Consider the following 25,761-nt stretch of genomic DNA (forward strand, 5'->3'; position numbering starts at 1 on the left):
TCTCACTCCCGCTCTACAGTCCGCTGATCCAACACGTCGCGCGCACCCAGGTCGAACAACTCCGCGGCCAACGAGAGCCCCAGCTCCCGTGCCCGTTCGGGGGTCCCGATCCCGGACGCCCGGATCACGTCGGATCCGTCCAGAGCCGCCACGCAACCGCGCAACGACAGCTCTTCGAAGACTCGGCCGTCCTCGTCGATGGACTCGACCACTTCAGCGATCGCACCCACCGGCGCGGAACAACCCGCCTCCAGTTCGGCCAACAGGACTCGTTCGGCAGTGATCGCGGCGCGCGTGTCGGGATCGTCCAGCTTTCCCAGCAGCGTCGCCAGCTCGGTGTCACCCACTCGGCACTCGACCGCGAGGGCGCCCTGCGCCGGCGCTGGCAACATCTGCACCGGCTCGAGGCTCTCGGTGACGGCATCGAGCCGTCCGATACGGGCCAGACCCGCTCGGGCGACGACAACAGCGTCGAGATCACCACTACTTACCCTGTTCAACCTGGTATCTAGGTTGCCTCGTAGGGGGCGGATTTCCAAACCGAGACCCAGTGCTCTAAGCTGTGCGGCCCGTCGCGGGCTCGACGTGCCGATCACCGAGCCGGCCGGCAACTCCCCGAGCACCAATCCGTCGCGCGCCACAAGCGCGTCCCGCGGGTCCTCGCGAGGCGGCACCGCGGCGATGACGAAACGCTCGTCGGGCGCCGTCGGCAAATCCTTGTACGAGTGCACCGCGACGTCGATGCGACCGTCGGCCATGGCGTGCCGCAACTCGGCGGTGAACACACCGATGCCGATCTCGGCGACAGGCGCCTGCGACCGGTCGCCGTCGGTGCTGATGATGACCAACTCCGCGGGCTGCCCCAGAGCTACCAGGGCGTCACGGATGGTGCCGGCCTGTGTGGTCGCCAGAAGGCTGCCCCTGGTGCCGATCCGGACAACGTTTTCGAGGGTGGATACCAAACCGGGTTACTCAGCCTTGTCGTGGTGGGAATGCGGCTCGCCGGCCGCCAAATCTGGTGCCATCAAAGGCAGTTCGCCAGCCGACACCGCGTCGATGGCCTGCGGGTCGAGCTCGAACAGCTCCCGTAGCGCCTCGGCGTAAGTGTCACCGCCGGGCGCGCTGGCCAGCTGCTTGACCCGCACCGTCGGCGCGTGCAGCAACTTGTCCACCACCCGACGCACGGTCTTGGCGACCTCGTCCCGGTGAGCGGCGTCGAGTCCCGGAACCCGGTTGTCGAGCCGCAACAACTCCGCCTCGACGACGTCCGCGGCCCGCTGGCGCAGGGCGGTGACGGTCGGGGTGACCTCGGCCATCCGCTGGCCGGCCAGGTAGCTGGCGACCTCCGCGGCGACGATCGAACGGGCCGCTTCGGCGTCCGAGGCAGCAGCCCGGGCCGACGGTTCCCGCTGGATGCGGTCCATGTCGATCATGTGCACGCCCGGCAGGCCAGCAATCGCGCCGTCGACGTCGCGGGGCATGCCCAGGTCGCAGATCACCAGCTGGCGGTGCTCCGGGCGGTTCATCAGTCCGCGGTGCGCGTCGGCCAACGACACCACCGGACGCACCGCGCCGGTACACGCGACGACGACGTCGGCATTACCCAGCGCGACGGCGATGTCGTCCAGGGTGTGCGCGGCGGCTTCGACGCCGTGGGCCTTCAAGTTCTCGACCATGCGCTCGGCCCGCGGCAGCGAGCGGTTCACGACCTCGACGCGGGCGATCCCGGCGCGCGTCAGATGCGCGGCGGCCAGGGCGCCCATGGAGCCGGCGCCGATCACGGCGGCGTTCAGCCCGGTCAGCGAGGTGAGCTTGGACTTGGCCATGTCGAGCGCCACCGACACCACCGAGGCACCGGCGGCGTCGATCCCGGTCTCGGAATGCACGCGCTTGCCGACCGACAGCGCCCGCTGCGACAGCTCGTGCAGGGTCCGGCCTACGGTCTGGTGCGCCTCGGCCGACGTGTAGGCGCGGCGCACCTGGCCCAGCACCTGCGCCTCACCGATGACGGCCGAGTCCAGGCCACTGGCGACGGCGAACAGATGCTCGACGGCCGCCTCGGCGTACCGCACGTAGGCGTACCTGGTGAGATCCTGCAGCGACATGCCGGACCGCTCGGAGAGCACCGAGCCGATCACCGAGAGCCCGCCGTGGAAGGCGTCGACCACCGCGTACACCTCGACCCGGTTACAGGTGGAGAGCACCATGGCCTCGGTGACCAGAGAGGACTGCAGCAGCAACTCGATGATCTTGGCCTGTTCGGCCTCGTCGGTGCTGAGCTGCTCGATCACGGAAACCGGCGCGCTGCGGTGTGAAACCCCGAACAGCAGGACGCTCACGGCCTCATCACCTCGTAGCACCTCCGTTGGGCAAGAAGGTTTCCCGGGCCTCTTCTGGCCGCAGGAACGCCATCAAAGCTAGCCGCTCACCAGCCCGCCGACCAAATTTGCTATACGCACGCCCGGCCCCGGGGCACACGTGCCGAGCGGACTGCTTCGCCCGGTCAACCTGCCAGGTCGGCCCGCAGCTGCTCCTCGTCGACCTCCCAGTAGCTGTGCTCAACGTCATCGAGGAGCACCACGGGCAGCCGATCGCCGAATTCCGCGCGCAGGGCCGTGTCCCCCGCCGCGGCCAGGACATCGACGTCCGTGCTCGTCAGGACGAATCCGAGCTCGTCGGACAGCTCCACCAGCTGAGCCGCCGCGCGCTCGCACATGCTGCAGCCGGCCCGGGTGAGCAACGTCACGCGGTGGCTGTTCCCTGATCGATCCACGCGCAACAGTATGGCGTGACCTACTGTTGAACCGTGTCCGAATCCAGCCCCGTGACTGCCGACGAGCCCACGGGCACGCCCGTGCCCTCCGGAGCTGATGACGCCGCTGAACTCGATGCCGCCGAGCGTGATTCCGGAGCCGACGAACCCGCCGCCCCGGTGCTCCCGCCGCCGCCCGACCTCACCGCGGCGGCGTTCTTCGACGTCGACAACACGCTGGTGCACGGCTCGTCGCTGGTGCACTTCGCCCGCGGCCTGGCCGCCCGCGACTACTTCAAATACTCGGACCTGGCCCGTTTCGCCTACGCGCAGGCCAAGTTTCAGGTCACCGGCAAGGAGAACAGCGACGACGTCGCCGCCGGCCGGCGCAAGGCGCTGTCCTTCATCGAGGGCCGGCAGACCGCGGAACTGGAAGCCCTCGGCGACGAGATCTACGACGAGATCATCGCCGACAAGATCTGGCAGGGCACCCGGGCGCTGGCGCAGATGCACCTCGACGCCGGCCAGCAGGTCTGGCTCGTCACCGCGACGCCGATGGAGCTGGCGCAGACCATCGCCCGCAAGCTGGGGCTGACCGGGGCGCTGGGCACCGTCGCCGAGTCGGTCGACGGCGTCTTCACCGGGCGGCTGGTCGGCGACATCCTGCACGGGGTCGGCAAGGCGCACGCCGTGCGTCAGCTCGCCATTCGCGAGGGCCTGAACCTGCGCCGCTGCACCGCCTACTCGGACAGTTTCAACGACGTGCCGATGCTGTCGCTGGTCGGCACCGCCGTCGCGATCAACCCCGACGCCGCGCTGCGCGACGTCGCGCGCGAACGCGGCTGGGAGATCCGCGATTTCCGGACCGCCCGCAAGGCCGCCCGCATCGGGGTGCCCTCGGCGCTGGCCCTGGGCGCGGTCGGCGGAGCGCTGGCGGCCATGGCGTCGCGCAAGAGCAACTAGGGACCGCGCTGCCACCACACCCCAGGCGTAGCGCGCAGGTCAGCCCCGCGAACGCTGATAGGCTCACGCGCCATGGGCATTGCGGACGACATCATCGGAACCCACTTCCGGTACCCGGATTACTTCGAGGTCGGCCGCGAGAAGGTCAAGGAGTTCGCGCAGGCGGTCCAGGACGATCACCCGGCCCATTTCTCCGAGGAAGCGGCCGCTGAGTGCGGCTCGGACACCCTGATCGCGTCGCTGACGTTCATCGCCGTCGCGGGCCGGCGGGTCCAGCTCGAGCTGTTCAACCAGTTCGACGTGCCGATCAACCTGGAGCGCGTGCTGCACCGCGACCAGAAGCTGATCTTCCACCGCCCGATCCGGGTCGGCGACCGGCTGTGGTTCGACTCGTACCTGGACTCGGTGATCGAGTCACACGGCACGGTGATCGCCGAGATTCGCGCCGAGGTCACCGACGACGCCGGTGAGCCGATCATGACGAGCATCGTCACGATGCTGGGCGAGGCCCAGAACGACGACGAAGCCGGCGAGGTCAGCGCGCAGATCGCCGCGGCCCGCGACGCCGCCATCGCGAAAATGGTTGCCGCGCAAAAGGGTTGAACCTTCGCGCGAGTTGTCTGGCGACTGCGCCGATCGCCGGAGTAGCCACTGCCGTCACCGCAGCGTGAGTTCACCCTGTTTCCAGGCCGGAAAAGCTCGAGTAACGCGCACCCTCACCGCAGACCCGAACCCCGGCTGCCGTTGATCCTGTACACACGGCGGAAAAGGTCGAGTAACCGGCACCCTGACTACAGGGTCAGCATGGCAGACCACGCCCGCGATGTTGATCCTGAACCCACGGCGGAAATGCCCCGAGTGGCGCGCACCCTCACCGCAGAGCGAGTTGACCGTGCCTCCATGCCGAGCGGCACTCGAAAAACATCAGCGCCAGCGCACACTCAACAACTGGCGCCTACAGGAACGTGCCGCGGCGATTGGCGAGCAGCTGGTACAGCGTCTGCTGAATGGTCGCGCGCACCTGGTCGGTCAGCTCGAAGGTGATCATCGGATCGTCGGCGGCGGACTCGTCGTAGTCGGCCGTCGAGATGGGCTCGCCGAACTGGATGTACCACTTCGACGGCAGCGGCAGCAGGCCGATGGGCCCGGCGAGCGGGAACAGCGGCGTCAGCGGGAAGTACGGCAGCCCGAGCAGGCGGGCGAGCAGCTTCACGTCGCCGATCTTGGGGTAGATCTCCTCGGAGCCGACGATCGAGCACGGCACGATGGGCGCACCCGAGCGCAGCGCCGCCGAGACGAAGCCGCCGCGGCCGAACCGCTGCAGCTTGTACCGGTCCTTGAACGGCTTGCCGAGACCCTTGTACCCCTCGGGGAACACGGCGGTCAGCTCGCCGGCCTCGAGCAGCCGGTGGGCGTCGGCGGTGCAGGCCATGGTGTGGCCGGCCTTGCGCGCGGCCTGGCCCACCACCGGCAGGTCGAAAACGAGGTCGGCGGCCAGCAGCCGCAGGTCCCGGTGCTTCGGGTGCTTGTCGTGCACGGCGACCGACGTCATCAATCCGTCGAACGGCAATACGCCCGCATGGTTTGCCACGACCAATGCTGCGCCGTCGTCCGGCAAATTCTCGATGCCGGATACCTCGACACGGAACCACGAATTGAAAAGTGTTCGCAGCAAAGGAAGAAAGACCGCATTGTTGAGATGCTGGTCAAAACCGAATTCGTCGACACGGTAGTCGCCGGTCAGTCGCTTACGGATGAAATCCGAAGCGGCACTTATGCGTTGGGCCAGTTCATTGGGCCCCTCGTCGGCCGCAGGGCCGGCCGCGGCAAACCGGTGCTGGTCGATCTCCCGGACCACGGCAGCAATCTGCTCAGCCGATGCGCGGGTCCCGGGGTCGGTCAACAGCGAAGGATGTCGCAGCGTTGCATCCCGCTTCGATGCCCGACGTTGCGCAGCAGCGCGTGTCGAATTCGAATGGAGCGGAATGACTTTGGCTTTCGATTCGCCCGCCACGTCAATATCTCCCACCATCAAAAACTTGCGAAATCAGCGTCCCCACCGCTGCGCTGCGGCCACTGCACGACGCTCCACTGAGCCTACCCACCCTGGGTCGATAATGGGCGTCAGCGCGCGGCCTGAAACGTAATCGTCAAAAGCCTCCATGGTCGTCCACTTTGGGGTATAGCCGAGTTCCCTCGTCATCCGTGTGGTGTCCATGACCCGGCCATAGCGCATGTAGTCGGACTGTTCGCGGTCCAGTTCGACGCCCGCGGTCGCTCGTCGCCAGGCGTCGAGCACCCACATCGTGGGGCCGGCGAGCGGCAACCCGATGCGGCCGGACCGGCGAATGGCCTGGCTCATCAGGATGATGCCCGACGCCCCGATGTTGAAGGTGCCGGCCCGCCCCACCAGGGTGGCGCGCTCCAGCGCCCCGAGGGCGTCCTGCTCGTGCAGCAATTGCAACCGGGCGTCGTGCCCGAACGCGGTCGGCACCAACGGGCCCGCCAGGTACCGCGACAGCGCGGTGTCCATGGCCGGACCGATCATGTTGGCCAGCCGCAGGATCGTGACCGCGATGTCGGGCCGGCGCCGCGCGAGACCGCGTGCGTAGCCCTCGATGTCGATGCTGTCCCGGGCGAAGCCCTCTCCCGGTGGGCGACGGGCACTGCTGTCCTCGGTGAACATCACCGGATCACGCGGGCTGGACCCGTAGATCTCCGATGTCGACTTGAGGATCACCCGCCGGACCGAAGGCGCCTTCTGACAGGCCGCGAACAGCTGCATCGCGCCCATGACGTTGAGCTCTTTGAGCGCAGCGCGACCGGACTGCGGCACGTAGGACGCCGCCGCCGCGTGGACGACGGTGTCGACGTTGCCGTTCCGGATCACCTTGGCGATGAACGGGTTGCGGATGTCCGCGCGGACGAACTCCGCGCGGCCCATACGCCGCAACATGTCCTTGCTCGGCGTGATCGCGTCGACCGCGATCACATGCTCGATGAGCTGGTTCTGAGCGAGTCTGGCTGTCAGATATCCGCCCAGGAACCGGCACGCACCCGTGACCAGCACCACCTTGGGGTGGTGCAGGGTCTCGGGGATGTCCGGGCCGGAATCGCTTCCGCCCGGCGCTGTGGGCCGGCTTCCGGGGCGTCCGTCGGCATCCATTTGGTCAGCCTAGTGGGCGACGCAAACGAGCGCTGAGAACTACTTACCGAGTTTTCTGCGCTGAACCCGGGTGCGACGAAGCAGCTTGCGGTGCTTCTTCTTCGACATGCGCTTACGCCGCTTCTTGATGACTGAACCCATAGACTTTGAAGTCTCCGCTACTAGACGTCGATCCGTGAAGATCGGTGTGAAACCAACCCCGCCACTTTACCCGGCCGGGTTTCCCGCCACGAAAACGCCTGCTGGATACGCCCGCCTATCAGCGATTTCGGCGTGCCCTGCAGCGCTGATCGATGCAAATCACGCCGAAGTCGCGGATACGGTGCTGCGCACCCGAGGTACGCAGCACTCAGCCGGGCGCGCGGAGACTAGCCCGCGTCGTGGTACGACGACTCGAGGAGGTCGTGCACGGCCTTGGCGTGCACCCGAAATGAGCGGCCGACACGCACCGCGGGCAGCTCTCCGTTGTGCACCAGCCGGTATACCGTCATCTTGCTGACCCGCATAAGGCTCGCAACCTCGGCAACAGTCAGGAACTGCGTTCGTGGCTGATCGCCACCGTCACGCGCCGATGGCCCGTTCATAGACGTCATCGCAACCCAATCAATCAGGCACGGCCAGCTCCAGCGGCTTCCCCTCCGCTGGCACCAACGCGTGCTTACGAGAAGGAGAATAGCGTGGCCAATGTGGTTATTGCGACGGGTGTGGGGTAATCAATCTGAAATCTTAGAACTACTCAGATGTAATTCTTAGCTGCTCAGACCGTGTTTTTGCGGCTTCGACCGCACTCGCGACGGCAGACCGCAGGCCACCGCGTTCGAGTTCCCGCAGACCAGCGGCGGTAGTGCCCCCCGGAGAGGTCACCGAGGCCCGCAATTGTGCGGCGCTGGTGTCCAGCGGACCGACCGCGGAACCAGGGCCGGATTCCGTCATCCGATCGAGCAACATGGCGGCCGCACCGGCCATCGTCTGGGCCGCCAGCTCGGTTGCTACGGGCCGTGGGAGGCCCGCTGCGACACCCGCATCGACGACCGCCTCGACCATCAGGAAGAAGTACGCAGGGCCCGAACCGGACACCGCGGTGACCGCGTCCATCTGCTTCTCGGGCACCGTCAGGACCGCGCCGACGGCGGAGAAGATCTCCGACACCTCGGCCAGCTGCGCGTCGTTCGCGTACCGGCCCCGCGACAGCGCGGTGATGCCCGCACCGACCAGCATCGGCGTGTTCGGCATGACCCGGACCACCGGCGAACCGGCCGGCAGCTTGGCTTCGTAGAAGGCCGTGGGGACGCCCGCGGCCACTGACACGACGACCTGCTCGACGCTGCTGCTGTCGGCGTCCGCGGCCGCGTCGGCCAGCGTCTCGACGACGCCCTCGACGGCGTCGGGCTTGACGGCCACGATCACGTAGGCCGCGTTCTCGGCGGCGTCCGCGACATCGGTGACCCGGACGGAGTACTTCTCGGCGAGCTGCGCGGCACGAGCCGAATTGGCCTCGGCGACTACGAGATCCTTGACCTGCCGCCCTGACTGCAACAGCCCCGCCAGCAGGGCCTCGCCGATATTTCCGCCACCGATGATCGCAATTCTCGCCACGGGAGACAGCATGCCAGGACGGCGCGGGGTCAGCGCAGCAGGTGCCGCCGCGCGAATTCGAGCGACTCGACGAGCAGCGCCTCACGCTCGGCGTTGTTGCGTGCCGCCGATGTGGTGACCTCCAGGATGACGTGTCCGGAGAACTCACTGGCGGCCAGCATCTGGCAGATCTGCACCGTCGGCTGGCTGCCGCGCCCGGGCACCAGATGTTCGTCGGTGGACGCGCCGTTGCCGTCGCACAGATGCAGGTGCACCAGCCCCTTGCCCATGCGCCGCGCCATGTCGACGGCATCGGTGCCCGCCGTCGCCGAATGCGACAGGTCCAGGGTGTAGTGGGCGTGATTGCCGTCCAGCGGGTCGTAGGACGGCGCGAACGCCGAGATCCCCGGTCCCGGGGTCCCGCCGCGCTTACGCATCCGCTCGATGGACGGCTGGCCGGTGCCGAAGAAGCGGTCGGTGCGGAACGGGAACATGTTCTCCACCGCGACCAGGACGTCGCTCGACGCCTCGAGCTCGGCGACCTGGTCGGAGAAACCTTCGGCATAACGGCGCTGCCACCGGAACGGCGGATGCACGACGACCGTCTGCGCACCCAGCTGCTCGGCGGCCCGCACGCTGCGTTCGAGCTTGGGGATCGGGTTGGAGCCCCACACGCGCTGCGAGATCAGCAGGCACGGCGCGTGGACGCTGAGTACCGGAACCCCCCAGCGCTGTGACATCCGCTCGATGGCGTCGATGTCCTGGCTGACGGGCTCGGCCCACACCATCAGCTCGACACCGTCGTAGCCGAGGCGGGCGGCGTACTCGAAGGCAGCCTCGGTCCGCAAGGGATAGACCGACGCGGTGGACAGACCTACCTTGATGGCGGGACGCACAGGCCTCCGGTTCAGGCTGAGTAGAGCAGTGCCAAGGGTCCGAACGTGACGAGACCGCCGACCAGAATCGCGATCAGCGTACTGGCCAGGTCGTGATCCTTCCGGATCACGCGAATCCCGGCGACCAGGCCGAGGATCACCAGCATCGAGAGCATCAGCGCCACGATCTGGTTCCAGCGCCACAGCTGGTCGAATGCGAAGAACATGCCGGCGCCGAAGACGACCGCCAGCAGGCTCTGCCCGACGACCCACGCGCCGCGTTTCAGGCCGGAACCGGACTTCTCGTCGTCCTCGTGGTCGGCTTCGTCGTGGTCGACGTCCGCAGCGGGCACGTCGTGGTCCGCGACCAGCTCTTCGCGCCGGGTGTCCTCGTCCGCCGCGAAGCCGCCGAACAGGGCGTCGTAGCGCTCGGCGCGGCCATTACGCGACGGCTCCCGCGGCGCCTCGGGAGCGGCTTGCGGCGCCTCGGTGTCGTGGACGTCCTCGTCGTCCTCGACGACGGGAACGGCCCCGGTGTCGAGCTTGGCGACGGGCTCCGCGTCCGTGAGCGACAGCAGGTCGTCGTCGATGTCCGCGTCGGCCGGCAGGTCCTCGTCGACCGGGTCGGGGCTCATCTCCTCGGCGCCGCGGACCGGCTTGAACGACCAGCGGAAGGCGGGCTTGCGCGACGGCGCCACGAACTCCACCGGATCGGCCTCGGCGTCACGACGGCGCAGGTGGTCCTCGTAGTCGTCGACCACCGCGGTGTCCGCGGGCACGGGTTCGACGATGTCGGTGTGCAGCATCTCCTCGTCGACGACGTACTGGACCCCGGTGTCGTCGGGCTCCATCTCGTCGGCCGCGGACGGCGTCTCGTCCTCGACGGTGGCAGGCGGCTCTTCGACGGCGGCTTCCGCTTCCGGCTCGGCGACGGGCTCGGGAGCGGCTTCCTCCGGAGCCGGGGCCTCAGGGGCCTGCGCCGGCTCTGCGTGCAGCGTCTCCGGCCGGATGATCGGGATTTCGCCCGTCAGTTCGGCGACGGTCACCGCGTCGCTGTTCCCCCGCCGGCGGCGCCGGCGGCCGCCGACCGGCGGCGCACCGATGGTGCCGTTCTTGGCCAGCAGCTCGGCGACCGAGATCGGTCGCGTCGCCGAGAAGTCGTCTGAATCTGTCATCGTGTCTCGCCTTTGGCGGGAGCCAATCCCGCGAACGTTTCCACCAAGTCGGTTCCATCGGCTTCACTGTCGAGTTTCCGCAGGATCACACCCTCCCGCAACGCCCACGGGCAGATGTCCACGGAGTCGAGCGACAGCGCTCGCATGGTCGCCTCGGCCACCAACGCACCGGCCACGATCTGTGGCGCGCGGTCGGCACTCACCCCCTCCAGTTCGGCTCTGTCGGCCGTGGTCATCCTAGAGATGAAAGATATGAGCTGTCTGAGGCCGGCGGCGGTCAACGTGCGCTTCACGCGCGGTCCCGCGCCCGACGGCGCCGCGCCGGTGAGCCGGGCCAGCGAGCGGAAGGTCTTCGACGTCGCGACCGCGAGCTCCGGCGTACCGGCCGCCAGCACCTTGGCCGCCGAGGCGGAAATCTCGTTGTCGAGCCAGTCGCGCAGCACCGCCACGCGCCGCCGCCCGGGCGGATCCTCCTGCAGCCATTCGCGCGTCAAACGGCCCGCACCCAGCGGCATCGACAGCGCGACGTCGGGTTCTTCGTCGATGCCGCCCGAGAGCTCGAGCGATCCGCCACCGATGTCGAGGTTGATGATGCGGCCCGCGCTCCAGCCGTACCAGCGGCGCACGGCCAGGAAGGTGAGCCGCGATTCGTCGACCCCGGACAGGACCTGCAGCTGGACGCCGGTCTCGGCCCGCACCCGCGCCAGCACCGCCTCGGAGTTGGTGGCATCCCGGACCGCAGATGTGGCGAACGCCATAAACTCCGCGCACCCCGAGCTGGTGGCGATCTTGGCGAACTCGTCGACGGTCGCGACCAGGCTGTCGGCGCCCTTGCGGGTCAATTTGCCGGTGTCGTCGATCGCCTCGGCAAGGCGCAGTGAGGCCTTGGTGGAACTCATCGGTGTCGGGTGCCCGCCACGGCGCGCGTCGACTACCAACAGATGAACGGTGTTACTGCCCACGTCGAGGACGCCCAATCGCACGGAAACCACGGTAACGGGTCTACGGTTGCGTGCTGTGACCGCATCGCAGAACAGTGCCGGCGAGCCTTCGAAGCCCGGTTCCCACGAGGTGGGACTGGACTTTGCCCGCGAGTGGGTGGAGTTCTTCGACCCTGACAATCCGGAGCACCTGATCGCCGCGGATCTGACGTGGCTGCTGTCGAAGTGGACATGTGTCTTCGGGACGCCGGCGTGCCAGGGCACCGTCGAAGGACGGCCCGACGACGGCTGCTGCAGCCACGGCGCCTTCATGGCCGATGACGACGACGTCGCGCAGCTCGAGGAGTCGGTCAAGCTGCTGACCGACGAGGACTGGCAGTTCCGGGAGAAGGGCCTGGGCCGCAAGGGCTACCTCGAGATGGACGAATACGACGACAAGCCCAACCTGCGGACTCGCAAGTACAAGGGCGCGTGCATCTTCCTGAACCGGCCGGGTTTCGCCGGCGGGATCGGCTGCGCACTGCACAGCAAGGCCCTCAAACTCGGGGTCGAGCCGCTGACCATGAAGCCCGAGGTCTGCTGGCAGCTGCCGATCCGTCGCACGCAGGACTGGGTGACGCGGCCGGACGGCACCGAGATTCTGCGGACCGTCGTCACCGAATACGACCGGCGCGGCTGGGGCGAGGGCGGCCACGACCTGGTCTGGTACTGCACGGGCGACCCGGCAGCGCACGTCGGCGCCCGGGCCGTGTGGGAGTCCTACGGGCCCGAGCTGACCGAACTGCTCGGCGCGAAGGTCTACGCCGAGCTGGCGGCCCTGTGCAAGCGGCGGACCGGGCTGGGGCTCATCGCCGTCCACCCGGCCACCGCGGCGGCAGAGGCCCCGAAAGCGCCGAAGGCCGCCAAGAAATAGCCGCGAGGGGAACTAGCCCTCGAGCTTGTAACCCAGCCCGCGAACGGTGACGAGGTGCACCGGGTTGGCCGGGTCGGCCTCGATCTTGGACCGCAGCCGCTTGACGTGGACGTCGAGGGTCTTGGTGTCACCGACGTAATCGGCGCCCCAGACCCGGTCGATCAACTGGCCACGCGTCAGCACCCGCCCGCTGTTGCGCATCAAGTACTCGAGCAGGTCGAACTCCTTGAGCGGCAGCGTGATGGCGTCGCCGTTGACCGACACGATGTGCCGCTCGACGTCCATGCGGACCGGCCCGGCCTCCAGCACGCCGTCGGCGCCGACGTTGTCGTCGGACTCGCCACCGCGGCGCAGCACGGCGCGGATACGGGCGATGAGCTCACGGGCCGAGTACGGCTTGGTGACGTAGTCGTCGGCGCCGAGTTCCAGGCCGACGACCTTGTCGATCTCGCTGTCGCGCGCGGTCACCATGATGACCGGCACGCCGGACCGCGAACGCAGCTGCTTACAGACGTCGGTGCCGCTCATACCGGGCAGCATGAGGTCCAGGAGCACGATGTCGGCCCCGGCCCGGTCGAATTCGGCCAACGCCGACGGACCATCGGTCACGACGGTGGCCTCGAAACCCTCTTTGCGCAACAGGAACGCCAAGGGATCGGCCAGGGACTCCTCGTCCTCCACGATCAGCACACTGGTCATTGGTTCGGTCGCCCTCCTTGTGATGGCAATGAGTGGTCGTCTCCCTCGTCGACATCCACGTCGTCCGAGTCGAGATAGGCCGGAATCGACAAGGTGAACGTCGACCCGGTTCCCGGCTGACTCCACAGCCGGATGGTTCCGTTGTGGTTGGCCGCAACGTGTTTGACGATGGCCAACCCAAGCCCGGTGCCGCCGGTGGCCCGGGACCGCGCCTTGTCGACGCGGAAGAATCGTTCGAAAACCCGTTCCTGATCAGCTTTTTCGATACCGATGCCGCGGTCGGTCACCGCGATCTCGATATTGTCGCCGTACCGGCGCCGACTGATCGACACCTGGGAACCCTTGGGCGAGTACGAGATTGCGTTGGACACCAGGTTCGCGAGCGCCGTCGCCAGCAGCGTCTCACTGCCCAGCACCTGATAACCACGCGGCGCGTCCGTCGTGATCGCGATGTCGGCGTTGTCGGCGGCCACCTTGTGGCGCGAAACAACCTCGGCGACAACGGAATCCACGTCCACGGCGTCCAGGTGCGGCAGCGGCTCTGCACCCTGCAGCCGGGACAGCTCGATCAGTTCACCGACCATGTTGGCCAGCCGGTTCGACTCGGTGACGATCTTCTCGGCGAACCGGTTGACCATGTCCTGGTCCTCCGAGGACGCCAGCAGCGCCTCGGCCAGCAGACCCATGGCGCCGACGGGCGTCTTGAGCTCGTGGCTGACGTTGGCGACGAAGTCGCGGCGGCTGGCCTCCATGCGGGCCTGTTCGGACTGGTCGTTGACGTAGACCACCGCGAACCGGCCGTCCTCTTCCGTCAGCTGACGCGCCAGGCCCCGCACCGCCAGCCGCGAGCGGCCCGGTGTGGCCCGTTTGGCCGGCGAGAGATCGAACTCGACGTCCTCGCCGGTGGCCAGGGTCTGCTGCGCGGCCTCCCAGGCCCGGTCGTCGAGCAGCCGGTCCCGCACCAGGCCGAGGTCCTTGGCCAGGCCGTTGGTGTAGACGACGTCGCGGTAGGTGTCGACGACCGCCATCCCCAGCGGAGACATGGACACGATGTGCGCGAACATCTCCGACACCGTAAGCCCGGACTGCTCGGCAGTGCGGCGCTCGCGGCGCTCGTTCAGCCGCGGCACCCACCGCATGCCGATCGCGATGCCCAGAGCCAACGCGAGCAGCGCCGTGGCGGCCACCAGAGGCAGCACGTACGACAAGCTCACGGGCAAATCGTACGCATCAGGTGAACGTCATCCCAGCAGCGAGCGGCCAGATCGGTACAAGTCACACGTACAAATCCAGGTGTTTCACTGGAGTTAACCGCAGTTCACCGGCTGTTCGCGGCGTCAGTGCTGTTTGGCGCCCTGCGCGGCGACGGCGGCGGCCCCCGCCGCAGCCGCCTCGGGGTCCAGGTACTCGCCGCCGGGCACCGTCGGCTTCAGATTTTCGTCCAGTTCGTACTTCAGCGGGATGCCCGTGGGGATGTTCAGACCGGTGATCTCGTCGTCGGACATGCCGTCGAGGTACTTCACCAGCGCCCGCAGCGAGTTGCCGTGCGCGGCGATCAGCACGGTCTTACCGGCCTTGAGGTCGGGCGCGATGGTCTCCTCGAAGTACGGCACGAACCGCTTGACGACGTCGGCGAGGCATTCGGTCAGCGGTGCGTCGATGCCGGCGTACCGCGGGTCGCCGTCCTGGCTGTAGGTGCTGCCCTTCTCGATCGGGGGCGGCGGGGTGTCGTAGCTGCGGCGCCACGACATGAACTGGTCCTGGCCGTACTTGGCCAGCGTCTCGGCCTTGTCGAGGCCCTGCAGCGCGCCGTAGTGCCGCTCGTTGAGGCGCCAGTCGCGATGTACGGGAATCCAGTGCCGGTCGGCGGCGTCCAGCGCCAGGTTCGCGGTGGTGATCGCCCGGCGCAGCAGCGACGTGTACAGCACGTCCGGCAGCACGCCCTGCTCGACCAGCAGCTTTCCGCCTCGGACGGCCTCGGCCCGGCCCTTGTCGGTGAGGTCGACGTCGACCCAACCGGTGAACAGGTTCTTCTCGTTCCACTGGCTCTCGCCGTGACGCAGCAGGATCAAGGTCGGCATGGCCTGCATCTTCTCACGTGCGGGTCTTTGGCTCTCGCCGCACCCGGGAGCCAATGCTGAGGCGCGCTGACACTGCGGCGGCGGCGGAAAAGCCGAGGGAGCCGAGCCCTCGACGCAGCCTCAACGAGTACGACGGGCGGCCGCGGGCTCTGTCTCCGCTGATGTTTCGCTGGAACCCGTCAACTTTCCTTGACCGTCAAGGAAAGTTGACGGGTTCAGATCGAACATGTCCCCAGAAGCGCGACACGCCCAACCCCGACGCGCCGGACCCGCGCGGCCCTACTCCGGCCGCAGGTGCTCGAATGCCTTGAGGTTCTTCAGCGACTCCCCGCGGGCCAGCCGCCACTTCCACTCTTTCTCGATCGACGAGCGGAACCCCAACTCGAGCAACGTGTTGAAGTCGAAGTCGACGGCCTCGATGACCTGGCCCATCAGCCGGTCGATCTCGTCGGGGGTCACCGCGTGCAACGCCATCCGGCCCACCAGGTAGATGTCGCCGATGTTGTCCAGCGTGTAGGCCATGCCGTACAGCCGCCGGTTGCGGCGCAGCAGGTACTTGTAGACGCCCTCGAAGTTCTCGTCGGGCTTGCGGCAGACGAACGCCTCCAGGCGCACGCCGTGCTCACCGACGCTGAGCAGTGTGTTGGTGGTCAGCCGGCGCTCGCCGGGCAGCGCGACGACGATGCCGGGCCGGCCGTGCACTCCCCCGTCGTGGTGGGAGAAGTCGAGTTCGTGTGCGCGCAGGGTCTCTTCGATCAACTGGGTGACCGTGGCGGAGGTCGTCATGCGCGCACGCCCCGGCGGATCAGGAACCGGCGGCTGCGACGGGCCGCGGCGTCACGACGGGGACGACGGCCGCGGTAGTCGGCGATCGCGCGCGTGTAGCCGGCCAGCAGCGCGTCCACGGTGTGCGCCCACGAGAACGTCGCGGCGTGCTGCAGAGCACCCTCGCGCAGGGATTCCGGACCCATTTCCAGCGTGCGCCCGATGGCGTTGGCCCAGTCGACCGGATCGTGGCCTTGCACGAGGACGCCGCTGACGCCGTCGCGCACCGCGACGGGCAGCCCGCCGACCGCGGCGGCCACCACCGGCGTCCCGCAGGCCTGCGCCTCGACGGCGACGAGGCCGAACGACTCCGAATAGCTCGGTACCGCAACGAGATCCGCGGCACGGAACACGTTCACCAGCTGGTCACGGGACTGCGGCGGCAGGAATGTCACACGGTCGGTGATACCCAGCTCGTCGGCGAGGGAAACCAGGCCGTCGGGTACGGCCAGGCCACTGCCCGACGGACCGCCGGCGACCACGACGCGCACGTCGGGCAGCTTGGCCGCCGCGCGCAACAGCACGTCAGGTGCCTTCAGCGGCTGGATGCGGCCGACGAAGGCGACCACCTGCTCGTCGGGCGAAAGCCCCAGTGCCGCACGGGCTTCGGCCTTGTCTCCGGGCGTGAAGGTCGTCAGGTCGACACCCGGATAGGCCACGTCGATGCGGGCCGGGTCCGCGTGGTGCAGCGAAACCAGTTGCTGCGCTTCGTCTTCGGTGTTGACGATGAACCGGTCGGCGGCGTCGACCACCTGCTGCTCGCCGACCGCGCGCAGCGCCGGCTCCGGCGTATCGCCTTCGGCCAGCGACAGGTTCTTCACCGCGGCCCAGGTGTGCGCGGTGTGCACCAGGGGCACCGCCCACCGGTCCGAGGCCAGCCAACCCACCTGGCCGGACAGCCAGTAGTGCGAGTGCACGATGTCGTAGTAGCCGGGCTCGTGATTGGCCTCGACGCGCAGGACACCCGCGGTGAAGGCGCACAGCTGCGTCGGCAGGTCGTACTTGTCCAGGCCCTCGAACGGGCCGGCGACGATGTTGCGCACCAGGACGCCGGGGGCCACCCGGACGACCGGCGCGTCGGTCGACGACGTGGCCCGGGTGAAGATCTCCACCTCGACACCGCGGCGCGCCAATTCGAGGGCACTCTGCAGGACGTACACGTTCATACCGCCGGCATCGCCGGTGCCCGGTTGGGCCAGCGGCGAGGTATGGACCGACAGGACGGCGACACGCACGCCCTCCATCCTTACACCGTCGCTTCGGACGTCCTCCGTCCGGTGGTCCGAGCTGGGCATTTTGGGGACACTCGACGCCCGCGAGCGGCCGCGAAATGCACGCCTGACACGGTGTGTCGGCGTGCAGACACGGCCGCTCGCGGGAAATGGGTCAGAGCATGTTGGTGGCGGTCCGGCGGGCGACGGCCATGACGGTGATCATGGGGTTCACGCCGGAACAGGTGGGCATGGCGCTGGCGTCGGCGATCCAGACACCCGGGGTGTCGTGCAGCTCCCCCGACGGCTTGGCGACCGACGTCTGCGGGTCGGCACCCATCCGCGCGCTGCTCATCTGGTGCGCGCTGAACACCGGGGTGCCACCGGGCCCGATCGGCAGCTGGTTGACCTTCTCGATGAACGCCTCCAGGTCCTCGCCGCGCTGCCAGGGTGCGAACGGCTGGCCCGCCGCGTAAATCTGCTGCGCGCCCGCGGCGGCGTGCATGCGGATGGACGTCTCGATGCCCTCCCGGAAGTGGCGGCGGTCGAGTTCATCGGTGAACGGGTACCAGTGCACCGCCTCACCGTCGGCGTCGATGGTGACGCTGCCGTCGCCGCGGTCCTTGACCAGCACGACCCAGTCGGCGCGGTTCTGGTACTGCCGGGCGAGTTCCTTGTGCTGAGCCCCGGACAGCCACGGCACGGTGGCGGTGAACAGGCCGGGCAGGTGCTGCACGCATTCGATGAGGTAACCGTGCCCGTCGTGGGCCTCGGCGAACTCGTTCATCACGCCGGCCATGGCGGGGCCGGACCAGGGCTCCTGGCGGTCGTCGTAGATGCCGCTGACGAGGGTCGCCGGGTGCAGCCGCAGGCCGGTGCCGACGGCGGGGCCGCCGATGCCCGACCGCAGCAGCAGCGCCGGGGTTTCCAGGCTGCCCGCGGCCGCGACGACCTGCGGGGCATTGATCACCACGCGATGCGCGGCGCCGGTCACCGGGTCGGTGTACGTCGCCTCGACGCCCGCGGCCACCCCGTCGCGCGTGACGATCCGGTGGACCCGCGTGTTGGGCAGCAGCTGCGCGCCGGCGTCGGAGGCGTCCTGCAGGAACGTCTTCATGGTGCCCTGCTTGGCGCCGGTCTGATCGCCCATGCCGCTGTAGCCGACGAGCGCCGGGTCGAAGCGTTCCGGGTCGATGTTGAGCTGGGCGACGCCGTACGAATAGTCCAGTGCCGCAGCACCTTCCGACAAGCGCTGGTGGGGTTCATTCTGGACGGCGACCTTGTCGCAGCAGCCGATGCGCTCGAACACCGCGGCCAGGTGCTCGTCGAACGACGGGCCGGTGACGTCCGTGAGGCCGAACTCCTCAGCCCAGGTCTTGCGCACGGTCGCCGGGGTCAGCAGTGAGTTGGACCAGTTGACGGTGCTGCCGCCGCCGACCGTCGACCCGGCGGCGATCGAGACCATGCCGTCGGCGCTCGGGAAGAAGCCGCCGCGCAGGAACAGGTTGTGATAGGCGACGGGCTCGAGCTGCACGAAGTCCGATTCGTTGCGGTAGCCGCCGGCTTCCAGCACGATGACGCGCTTGCCCGCTTCGGCCAGCACCGCGGCGGCAACGCCGCCGCCCGACCCGGATCCGACGATGACGACGTCCGCGTCGAGCGTCGTATCCGCGGCGGGGGTGATGACCGACAGCGTCTTCGGGGTCTGCGGAGGCAGCTGTGCGGGGCCCGGGTAGCCCATGCCCGCCCACAGCGGGTTGCCGTTCTCGCCGCCGGGCAGGCTGTAGGAGAACAGGACCGACAGCGTGTACAGCGCCGTCATGGCCGCGGTGGTCTCGGGCGAGATGCGCGACAGGTTGCCGACGATCACCTCGCGCACGTTGAGCGGCTGGTTGTTGAGGCCGACGAGCTCGGCGGTGTCCAGCAGCTGCTGCAGGCCGGCGAACTGTTCGGCCGACAGCTTGGTGGTCAGGTACTGCTCGAGCACCGCGTCGGTGCCCAGGTCGCTGCCTTTGGCGGCGAAGAATCCGGTGGGGTCGTCGTCGCGAGGCACCGCGGCGACGTAGGTGTCGACGATGCTCGTGAGGGTCGCGCGCTGCTTGGTGGTGAATGCGTTGGTCATGGGAGGTGCTTTCGGAAGTCGTTGGGAAAAGGGAAGTTTCAGGGCAGCTGCAGGGACTTGGTCTCGAGGAATTCCTCCAGGCCCCACCTGCCGAACTCGCGCCCGTTGCCGGACTGGCCGTAGCCGCCGAACGGGGCGTGGATATTGAAGGCGCCGTCGTTGATCTGCACCTGGCCGGACCGCAGCTGCCGGGCCACGGCGATCGCGCGCTCCCGGTCCGCCGAGTACACGCCGGCGTTGAGCCCGTAGATGCTGTCGTTGGCCAGACGGATGGCTTCGTCCTCGTCGTCGTAGGCCTGGATGACGAGCACCGGCCCGAAGATCTCCTCGCGCACGATGGCCATGTCGGGTGTGCAGTCCGAGAACACCGTCGGCCGGACGTAGAAACCGCGATCCAGGCCGTCGGGCGGGGTCGGGCCGCCGGCCACCAGCCGCGCACCTTCCGCGATGCCCTTCTCGATGTAGCCGACAACGCGGTCGCGCTGCACCGCCGACACCAGCGGGCCCAGTTCGGTGGCCGGGTCGAAGGGATCGCCGACGCGCAGCGCCTCGGTGCCGGCGCGCGCAATCGCTTCCACCTCAGCGACTTTCGCGCGCGGGACGATCATGCGGGTCAGCGCGATGCACGTCTGTCCCGAGTTCAGGAAGCACCGGGTCAGCCCCTCCCGCACGGCCTCGACCAGATCGGCGTCGTCGAGCACCACCAGCGCCGACTTGCCGCCGAGTTCCAGGCCGAGGCGTTTGATGGTCTGCGCGGCCACCGCGCCGACGCGGCGGCCGGCGGCCGTCGACCCCGTCAGCGACACCATGTCCACCTGCTCGTGCGCGACGAGCGTCTCCCCCACACCCGGACCGGTGCCGGTGACCAGGTTGAAGACGCCGGGCGGCAGGCCGATCGCGTCGAAAACCTCGGCCAGCACGTAGGCGTTGAGGGGCGCCACCTCGCTGGGCTTGAGCACGACGGTGCAACCCGCGGCCAGCGCCGGCGCCACCTTGGCGGCGATCTGGTGCAGCGGGTAGTTCCACGGCGTGATCGCGACGACGACGCCGATCGGCTCGCGGACCACCAGCGAGTTGTAGACCTGCTCCTCGAACGGAAAGCTCAGTGCCACATCGGCGATCGACACGAACGACTGCACCGGCAGCCCCGCCTGGATCACGTTGCTGTACGCGAACGGCATGCCGACCTCTTGGCTGATCAGCGTGGCGATCTCGGTCTGCCGGCGCTGCAGTTCCTCGGCCGCGAGCTTGAGGTACCCGGCGCGCTCGGCCACCGACGTCGCCGCCCACTCGGGAAACGCGGCGCGCGCCGCGGCCACCGCCGCGTCGGCGTCGTCGGCGTCGCCCAGCGGGATGGTCGCGATGACGTCCTCGGTGGCAGCGTTGACGACCCCGAATCGCTCCGTGCCGATCGACGGCTGCCAGCGGCCGTCGATGTAGTGCGCGTCGTGTTCGATCATCGGGTAGCTCCTGTCGGGGATGTCAGAGATTTGTCACTGCGACCCATGCCATTCCCAGGGTGCGATGTGATGACCGCCATATTCTTGGTCCGGCGGGACAACGAATCGCGCGACATTGTTCGCGCGGACAAACGAGGAGCGAATCGATGCGGACCGATCCGGCCGTGACGGACTGGCTGGCGCAGTTCGCCGAAGTGTCGGAGAACCGGGAGACGCTCGACCGCCTGGTCACGGTGGTCGACGACGAGATCACCGCGGCGTTGCCCATGTTCACGGACCCGACGCTGCGCCGCGACCTCGATGCGAGCACCCGCTCGAACTGGAAGGGCTTCCTCGCCGTCGTGACGCGCGACATCGTCGACGTGCGACCGGCACCCGAGATCTACGACCTGGCGCGGACCCTCGCCCGCCGCGGCTACGAACTGCCGGTGCTGCTCGCGGTCTACCGCATCGGCCAGCGGTCCGCGTGGCAGTTCATCACCGAGACGCGGGTCGCCGCCATCGGCGATCCGGAGCTGCGCGCCGCGGTGCTGATGCAGCTCTGGCCACGGCTGGCGAGCTGGCTGGACACCATGGTCGAGGCGCTGATCGTCACGTTCGCCGAGGAACGCGACCAGTGGCAGCGCGGCGCGCGGGCCCGGCGCGCCGAAACCGTCCGGACCATCCTCGCGGGCCAGGCCGTCGACGTCGACGACGCCACCACGGCACTGTCGTACCCACTTCGCCAGCGCCACACCGCATTCGCGGTGTGGGTCGACGAGCACGTGGCCGACGCCGACGTGCAACGGCTGCTCGACGCCACACCCGTCGCCGTCAGCGCGGCCCTCGGCGCCGACCGGCCGTTGACGATAACCAGCGGAGCTCGCACCGTGTGGTGCTGGTCGGCCACGACGGGACCGTCGAAACCCTTGTCCGGCAACGATATCGCCGCGCTGCCCGAGTTCGTCCACGTCGCGGTCGGCACGTGCCATCCGGGTGTCGACGGATTCCGCCGCAGCCACGCCGAGGCCCTGGCCGCCCAGGCGGTGGCACACCGCCGCGGCGCGAGCGTGGTTCGCTATGACGACGTCGAATTAGCTTGTCTGGCAGCGGGTATCGCGGGCGAAGACGGCATGACCACATTGGTGCGACGGGAACTGGGCGCGCTCGCGGCGGCCGACGACGGGGCGGCACGCCTGCGAGACACGCTCCGGCTGTATCTGGAACATGCGGGTGACGCCCGGGCCGTCGGCGAAATCCTGAACCTGCACCCGAACACCGTCCGCTACCGCATCCGGCAGGCCGAAGGGTTACTCGGGCACTCCGTGGACCACCGCCGCGTCTACCTCGAACTGGCGCTGCACATCGTCAGCGCATTCGGCAGTACTTAGGCGGCGCGCAGGGCGCGGCGCATGGCGCCGATCGGGTCGGCGTACAGCCCGCCGAGCGACACCACTCCGGCGCCGGCTTCCTGCACCCGGTTGCCGAACGTGGTGACGCGAATGTCCCTGACGCCCAACACCGTTCGCTCCGCGAACGCCTGCTCGACGATCGGCAGACCCTCGGGGTACTCAGAGAAGGCCTGGCCGCCGACGACCAGATCATCGGGGTTCAGCAGGTCGCGCAGCAGCGCCACCGCACCACCGAGCACGCGGGCCCGTTCGGCCAGCAGTTCGACGGCCGCGGCGTTGCCGGAGCGTGCGGCGCGCAGCACCGCGGCGATGGTCGACGACGGTCCGTCCGCCGGCACGATCCGCTGCTTGCGGGCGGCGGCCAGCACGGCCTCGTCGCTCACGGTGGACTCGAGCCGGCCGCTGCCGCCGAGCAGTTCCGACTGCGCCGGCAGGCCCGAGATGGTGCCGGGGCCGCTGGCCGGCGAGTGCACCTTGCCGCCGATCGACAGCGCGTAGCCGACGGTCTCGCGGGCGTAGACATACAGGCTGGTCATGGATTCAGACGAGGCCTCCGCGCCGATCTTGCCGCGGCGCGCACCCAGCAGCAGTTCGGCGCCGGCCATCGCATCGACGTGCGACGCCAGCGACACCGGCAGACCGAGGGTCTGGGCCAGGACCGGGCCGACGGGTGCGTCGACCCAGCCGAGGCGCGGGTGGTCGACGTGACCGGTGGCGCTGTCCACGACACCACCGGCGGCGACGCCGACCCACAGCGGGCGGCGGCGGTGCCAGCGGCTCAGGTAGCGCTGCGCGCTGCCGGCCAGCGATGCCAGCGCGGCGTTCTGGTCGCCGCGCGGCGTGGGCGTCTCGACCACGTCGAGGGTGCGGCCGAACAGGTCGGTCGCGACGATCGCGGTGGTGCGGGCGCCGACGTGCAGGCCCAGGGTGAGGAACGGTTCGTGGTTGACCTCGACCGGAATGCGCGGGCGGCCAATGGCGCCGGCGACGGCCAGGTCGGCGCGCTCACGCAGCATCCCGGCGTCCAGCAGGGCCGTGACCTGGCGGTTCACCGTGGCGATGCTCAGGCCGGTGGCCTGCGCGATCACGTCCCGGGCGATGGGGCCGCGGAGCCGGGCCGCGCTGAAGACCGAGCCGGCGGCGGCGTCGGCGACGCGGAGCGACGGGGCGACGATGTGGTGCCGGGCCAGCAGGGTGCGCTTGGCGTGGGCATTGGACTGAACGGCAGCGCGGGCGCCAGAACGGGTGGCGACGGTGGAGACGGAAGCAGGCATTTGGGTGTCCTAGGAAAGAAGTCGGGCTGGTGGGTTCTGAGGCCACACCTGCCGACAGCTAGGACGAAGATATCCGTGTCGTGAGTCAGGCGCAGCGCGAAGCGCGACAACAACAACACGAACGCCGCACAGCGACGCCGGATGCCTGACTGATGATCACGGAAGGAACTTAGCACGCCCACTAAGGTCGGTCATATGCCAGCTGACGAACGCTCCGTACGCGTCGCGGTGGTCACCGGCGCCAGTTCCGGAATCGGCGCCGCCACCGCGAAAACCCTTGCCGCCCTTGGCTTTCATGTCGTCTGCGCGGCCCGCCGCGCCGACCGGATCACCGCACTCGCGGCCGAGATCGGCGGTACCGCGGTTGTGACGGACGTCACCGACCAGGAGTCGGTGGACGCGCTTGCGGCCCAGGTCAGAGGCCTGGGACCGGTTCATGTCCTGATCAACAACGCCGGTGGCGCCAAAGGTCTGGCACCGGTCGCGGAGGCCGATCTGGAGCACTGGGACTGGATGTGGCAGACCAACGTCCTGGGCACCCTGCGGGTGACGCGCGCGCTGCTGCCCGCGCTGATCGATTCGGGTGACGGACTCGTCGTCACCGTCACCTCGATCGCCGCGCTGGAGACGTACGACAACGGCGCCGGGTACATCGCCGCCAAGCACGGCCAGGGCGCGCTGCACCGCACGCTGCGCGGTGAATTGCTGGGAAAACCGGTGCGGCTCACCGAGATTGCGCCCGGTGCTGTGGAGACGGAATTCTCGCTCGTGCGGTTCGACGGCGATGCCGAGCGCGCCGACGCGGTGTATCAGGGCATCACGCCACTGGTCGCCGAGGACGTCGCCGAGGTCATTGGTTTCGTGGCGTCACGGCCGCCGCACGTCGATCTGGACCAGATCGTCATGCGGCCGCGCGACCAGGCGCCCTACAGCCGCTTCAGCCGCCGGCCGCAGTAGTCGTCGGGGCCGGCGCGGTCGAAGTCGACGTCGCCGTCGACACGGACGTCGAGGTCGTCGTCGAGGTGGACGACGACGTCGACGGTGTCGTCGACGACGTGGTGGCCGGACCCGTCGGCGGCGGCGTCGTGGTGGTCGTCGGCGTGCCCGAGTACGTCGGTGCGTCGGTCGGGGTGGCCGGCGCACTCTGCGGGATGGAGGTCTCCGGCGGCGCGGCATTGGCCGGCGGCAGCGCGGACATCGACACCCAGGTGGCCCAGTCGACGGCCCAGTCCCAGATGTCGCCGTCGGCGTACGACAGCTGGATCGATGTGCCCGTCACCTCGACTGGGTCGCCGTAGATGGCGGTCTGGAAGTACTGCTGGGCGTTGTCGGTCGACAGGTTGATACAGCCGTTGGTGACGTTGGTGTTGCCCTGCGCGCCCGAGCTGGCCGGGTTGGCGTGGATGAACTCACCGTTGTTGGAGATGCGCACGGCCCAGCGTTCGTGGACGTTCGAGTATCCGGCGGCCGGGTTGGACATCCAGAAGTCGGCGTACTTCTCGGTGACGACGTGGGTGCCGCTGCGCGTCACGTTGCGCGGCTTGTCGGCCTCTCCGTAGCTACAGGGGAAGTCGAACAGCACGCCGCCGTCGGTGATCACCTGGATGCGGTGGCTGGTCGCGTCGGCCTTGACCACCTGGCGCCGGCCGATGGTGATCTCCAGCGTGCTGTCCTGCGCGCCGTAGGCGTCGTCGCCGAACGGGACGCCGTACAACTTCGCCGAGACGCTGACCTTGGTGCCGGGCGGGTAGTACTCGCGGGGGCGCCAGTGCATGCGCGCGCCCTCCCGCTCGTCGGGTAGCCAGGCCCAACTGCCCTCGACCGGCGGGTCGGTGACGACCTTGACGTTGCGCTCGACGGAGGCCTTGTCGCTGATCGAGGAGTCGAACTGCAGGATGATCGGCGCCGCCACGCCGACGGTCTGCCCGTCGGCGAGCTGGAACTGGCCGTTGACCTGCTTGGTCGGGTTCACGGTCGTGAACGTCGCGGACACCGGCACGGCCTTGCCGTCCCGGCCGACGACGGAGCCGGTGAACGTGTACGTCGCGCCGAAGCCGAGCGGCTCGGCGGCGTTGAACGACGTGCGGTCCTTGTTGAACACCGCGGCGACGACCTTGCCGTCACCGTTGGTGAGTGTCAGCTTCTGGAACCAGCCGTCTGTGACGTCGACCCCGATGCTGCTGGTCGGCACCACATCGGTGGCGCCATTGGCAGGCCGGTAGGTGACGACGGGCGCCGCGGTCTCTTTGGCAGGGGCCGAAGAGCCAGATCCGTTCGATTTGTCGGAGCACGCGGCGAGCACGCCGGAAGTGCCGACGGCAATCGCGGTCAGCATCTG

Annotated in this window: 24 protein-coding genes and 1 pseudogene; 5 read left to right on the forward strand and 20 right to left on the reverse strand. The window is 68.7% G+C overall.

All coding sequences use genetic code 11. The features are described from left to right. Positions 1-2 precede the first annotated feature (2 nt). The 3 genes from hemC to BR47_RS0119120 form a co-directional block, all read right to left on the reverse strand. Positions 3-962, reverse strand: coding sequence for a hydroxymethylbilane synthase (gene hemC / locus BR47_RS0119110; protein ID WP_020101203.1), 960 nt, complete (start codon positions 960-962; stop codon positions 3-5). Positions 963-968: 6 nt separating this feature from the next. Further along, a complete protein-coding gene (locus BR47_RS0119115; RefSeq protein WP_020101202.1) occupies positions 969-2,339 on the reverse strand; it encodes a glutamyl-tRNA reductase in 1,371 nt (456 codons plus the stop codon). A gap of 164 nt (positions 2,340-2,503) precedes the next feature. Then, on the reverse strand, positions 2,504-2,773 hold the full coding sequence (locus BR47_RS0119120) for a glutaredoxin family protein (RefSeq protein WP_036420486.1): 270 nt from the start codon (positions 2,771-2,773) through the stop codon (positions 2,504-2,506). A gap of 33 nt (positions 2,774-2,806) precedes the next feature. Between BR47_RS0119120 and BR47_RS0119125 the strand changes: the two genes are divergently transcribed. Together BR47_RS0119125 and BR47_RS0119130 are read left to right on the forward strand one after the other, a co-directional pair. Then, positions 2,807-3,715, forward strand: a complete 909-nt coding sequence (locus tag BR47_RS0119125) for an HAD family hydrolase (RefSeq protein ID WP_020101200.1) — start codon at positions 2,807-2,809, stop codon at positions 3,713-3,715. A 72-nt stretch (positions 3,716-3,787) separates the two neighbouring features. Beyond that, positions 3,788-4,318 carry an FAS1-like dehydratase domain-containing protein gene (locus tag BR47_RS0119130; RefSeq protein ID WP_020101199.1) on the forward strand — a complete coding sequence of 177 codons (531 nt, stop codon included), beginning with the start codon at positions 3,788-3,790 and terminating at the stop codon, positions 4,316-4,318. Between the two features lie 352 nt (positions 4,319-4,670). Here BR47_RS0119130 and BR47_RS0119135 read toward each other — a convergent pair whose 3' ends face one another. From BR47_RS0119135 to BR47_RS0119165, 8 genes are all read right to left on the reverse strand, one after another. Continuing rightward, positions 4,671-5,747, reverse strand: a complete 1,077-nt coding sequence (locus BR47_RS0119135; RefSeq protein ID WP_406774324.1) for a lysophospholipid acyltransferase family protein — start codon at positions 5,745-5,747, stop codon at positions 4,671-4,673. Between the two features lie 15 nt (positions 5,748-5,762). Beyond that, on the reverse strand, positions 5,763-6,881 hold the full coding sequence (locus tag BR47_RS0119140) for an SDR family oxidoreductase (protein ID WP_020101197.1): 1,119 nt from the start codon (positions 6,879-6,881) through the stop codon (positions 5,763-5,765). Positions 6,882-6,920: 39 nt separating this feature from the next. Then, positions 6,921-7,022 (reverse strand): 30S ribosomal protein bS22, encoded by a 102-nt coding sequence (locus BR47_RS32705; RefSeq protein ID WP_003402602.1) that lies wholly within the window; start codon positions 7,020-7,022, stop codon positions 6,921-6,923. 227 nt (positions 7,023-7,249) lie between these two features. Continuing rightward, a complete protein-coding gene (locus tag BR47_RS0119145; RefSeq protein ID WP_029105159.1) occupies positions 7,250-7,474 on the reverse strand; it encodes a cell division/environmental response transcriptional regulator in 225 nt (74 codons plus the stop codon). 139 nt (positions 7,475-7,613) lie between these two features. Next, a complete protein-coding gene (gene proC, locus BR47_RS0119150; RefSeq protein ID WP_177127405.1) occupies positions 7,614-8,477 on the reverse strand; it encodes a pyrroline-5-carboxylate reductase in 864 nt (287 codons plus the stop codon). A gap of 29 nt (positions 8,478-8,506) precedes the next feature. Then, complete coding sequence (locus BR47_RS0119155; RefSeq protein ID WP_020101194.1) at positions 8,507-9,352, reverse strand: sugar phosphate isomerase/epimerase family protein; 846 nt, start codon at positions 9,350-9,352, stop codon at positions 8,507-8,509. Positions 9,353-9,363: 11 nt separating this feature from the next. Further along, the gene (locus tag BR47_RS0119160; protein ID WP_029120489.1) at positions 9,364-10,506 is read right to left on the reverse strand and encodes an Rv0497 family membrane protein; all 1,143 of its coding nucleotides are present in this window, start codon (positions 10,504-10,506) and stop codon (positions 9,364-9,366) included. Then, positions 10,503-11,489, reverse strand: coding sequence for a Ppx/GppA family phosphatase (locus BR47_RS0119165; protein WP_029105158.1), 987 nt, complete (start codon positions 11,487-11,489; stop codon positions 10,503-10,505). The genes BR47_RS0119160 and BR47_RS0119165 overlap by 4 nt, the downstream gene beginning before the upstream one ends. A 34-nt stretch (positions 11,490-11,523) precedes the next feature. Here BR47_RS0119165 and BR47_RS0119170 point away from each other — a divergent pair, with 34 nt between their 5' ends. Beyond that, a complete protein-coding gene (locus BR47_RS0119170) occupies positions 11,524-12,360 on the forward strand; it encodes a DUF3109 family protein (RefSeq protein ID WP_051634888.1) in 837 nt (278 codons plus the stop codon). Positions 12,361-12,372: 12 nt separating this feature from the next. On the opposite strand, the gene regX is transcribed toward BR47_RS0119170, so the two are convergent. The 7 genes from regX to BR47_RS0119205 all read right to left on the reverse strand — a co-directional run bounded on the left by regX (position 12,373) and on the right by BR47_RS0119205 (position 20,758). Then, a complete protein-coding gene (gene regX, locus BR47_RS0119175) occupies positions 12,373-13,059 on the reverse strand; it encodes a two-component sensory transduction protein RegX (protein WP_020101190.1) in 687 nt (228 codons plus the stop codon). Continuing rightward, positions 13,056-14,273: a sensor histidine kinase gene (locus BR47_RS0119180; RefSeq protein WP_029120492.1), complete on the reverse strand. Its 1,218-nt coding sequence runs from the start codon at positions 14,271-14,273 to the stop codon at positions 13,056-13,058. The genes regX and BR47_RS0119180 overlap by 4 nt, the downstream gene beginning before the upstream one ends. Before the next feature lie 123 nt (positions 14,274-14,396). Continuing rightward, on the reverse strand, positions 14,397-15,149 hold the full coding sequence (locus tag BR47_RS0119185) for a phosphoglyceromutase (RefSeq protein WP_020101188.1): 753 nt from the start codon (positions 15,147-15,149) through the stop codon (positions 14,397-14,399). A 270-nt stretch (positions 15,150-15,419) separates the two neighbouring features. Beyond that, positions 15,420-15,926: a type III secretion system chaperone family protein gene (locus tag BR47_RS0119190; protein ID WP_020101187.1), complete on the reverse strand. Its 507-nt coding sequence runs from the start codon at positions 15,924-15,926 to the stop codon at positions 15,420-15,422. Beyond that, entirely contained in the window at positions 15,923-17,209 is a 1,287-nt protein-coding gene (mshA, locus tag BR47_RS0119195; RefSeq protein ID WP_020101186.1) for a D-inositol-3-phosphate glycosyltransferase, read from the reverse strand. The genes BR47_RS0119190 and mshA overlap by 4 nt, the downstream gene beginning before the upstream one ends. Before the next feature lie 142 nt (positions 17,210-17,351). Continuing rightward, positions 17,352-19,298, reverse strand: coding sequence for a GMC family oxidoreductase (locus BR47_RS0119200; protein ID WP_029120493.1), 1,947 nt, complete (start codon positions 19,296-19,298; stop codon positions 17,352-17,354). A 38-nt stretch (positions 19,299-19,336) separates the two neighbouring features. Next, positions 19,337-20,758, reverse strand: a complete 1,422-nt coding sequence (locus BR47_RS0119205; RefSeq protein WP_029120494.1) for an aldehyde dehydrogenase family protein — start codon at positions 20,756-20,758, stop codon at positions 19,337-19,339. Positions 20,759-20,904: 146 nt separating this feature from the next. Between BR47_RS0119205 and BR47_RS0119210 the strand changes: the two genes are divergently transcribed. Next, positions 20,905-22,128 (forward strand): PucR family transcriptional regulator, encoded by a 1,224-nt coding sequence (locus tag BR47_RS0119210; protein ID WP_036427590.1) that lies wholly within the window; start codon positions 20,905-20,907, stop codon positions 22,126-22,128. Here BR47_RS0119210 and BR47_RS0119215 read toward each other — a convergent pair. Further along, a complete protein-coding gene (locus tag BR47_RS0119215; protein ID WP_020101182.1) occupies positions 22,125-23,423 on the reverse strand; it encodes an ROK family transcriptional regulator in 1,299 nt (432 codons plus the stop codon). The two genes, BR47_RS0119210 and BR47_RS0119215, sit on opposite strands and share 4 nt — an antisense overlap. A 195-nt stretch (positions 23,424-23,618) precedes the next feature. On the opposite strand from BR47_RS0119215, the gene BR47_RS0119220 reads away from it, so the two are divergent. Beyond that, on the forward strand, positions 23,619-24,380 hold the full coding sequence (locus tag BR47_RS0119220; protein ID WP_029120496.1) for an SDR family oxidoreductase: 762 nt from the start codon (positions 23,619-23,621) through the stop codon (positions 24,378-24,380). A gap of 91 nt (positions 24,381-24,471) precedes the next feature. Here BR47_RS0119220 and BR47_RS0119225 read toward each other — a convergent pair. Next, a pseudogene (locus tag BR47_RS0119225) lies at positions 24,472-25,758 on the reverse strand (L,D-transpeptidase); the annotation flags it as partial. Positions 25,759-25,761: the final 3 nt, after the last annotated feature.

The sequence above is a fragment of the Mycobacterium sp. UNC410CL29Cvi84 genome (genome assembly GCF_000686745.1).
Lineage (GTDB): Bacteria > Actinomycetota > Actinomycetes > Mycobacteriales > Mycobacteriaceae > Mycobacterium > Mycobacterium mucogenicum_B.

Excerpts from the sequence above, each read along its gene's own strand:
- BR47_RS0119130 (WP_020101199.1), top strand. The coding sequence starts at position 3,788 with ATGGGCATTGCGGACGACATCATCGGAACCCACTTCCGGTACCCGGAT.
- BR47_RS0119135 (WP_406774324.1), bottom strand. The coding sequence starts at position 5,747 with ATGGTGGGAGATATTGACGTGGCGGGCGAATCGAAAGCCAAAGTCATT.
- BR47_RS0119140 (WP_020101197.1), bottom strand. The coding sequence starts at position 6,881 with ATGGATGCCGACGGACGCCCCGGAAGCCGGCCCACAGCGCCGGGCGGA.
- BR47_RS32705 (WP_003402602.1), bottom strand. The coding sequence starts at position 7,022 with ATGGGTTCAGTCATCAAGAAGCGGCGTAAGCGCATGTCGAAGAAGAAG.
- BR47_RS0119145 (WP_029105159.1), bottom strand. The coding sequence starts at position 7,474 with ATGACGTCTATGAACGGGCCATCGGCGCGTGACGGTGGCGATCAGCCA.
- BR47_RS0119160 (WP_029120489.1), bottom strand. The coding sequence starts at position 10,506 with ATGACAGATTCAGACGACTTCTCGGCGACGCGACCGATCTCGGTCGCC.
- regX (WP_020101190.1), bottom strand. The coding sequence starts at position 13,059 with ATGACCAGTGTGCTGATCGTGGAGGACGAGGAGTCCCTGGCCGATCCC.
- BR47_RS0119185 (WP_020101188.1), bottom strand. The coding sequence starts at position 15,149 with ATGCAGGCCATGCCGACCTTGATCCTGCTGCGTCACGGCGAGAGCCAG.
- BR47_RS0119190 (WP_020101187.1), bottom strand. The coding sequence starts at position 15,926 with ATGACGACCTCCGCCACGGTCACCCAGTTGATCGAAGAGACCCTGCGC.
- mshA (WP_020101186.1), bottom strand. The coding sequence starts at position 17,209 with ATGGAGGGCGTGCGTGTCGCCGTCCTGTCGGTCCATACCTCGCCGCTG.
- BR47_RS0119200 (WP_029120493.1), bottom strand. The coding sequence starts at position 19,298 with ATGACCAACGCATTCACCACCAAGCAGCGCGCGACCCTCACGAGCATC.
- BR47_RS0119205 (WP_029120494.1), bottom strand. The coding sequence starts at position 20,758 with ATGATCGAACACGACGCGCACTACATCGACGGCCGCTGGCAGCCGTCG.
- BR47_RS0119210 (WP_036427590.1), top strand. The coding sequence starts at position 20,905 with ATGCGGACCGATCCGGCCGTGACGGACTGGCTGGCGCAGTTCGCCGAA.
- BR47_RS0119215 (WP_020101182.1), bottom strand. The coding sequence starts at position 23,423 with ATGCCTGCTTCCGTCTCCACCGTCGCCACCCGTTCTGGCGCCCGCGCT.
- BR47_RS0119220 (WP_029120496.1), top strand. The coding sequence starts at position 23,619 with ATGCCAGCTGACGAACGCTCCGTACGCGTCGCGGTGGTCACCGGCGCC.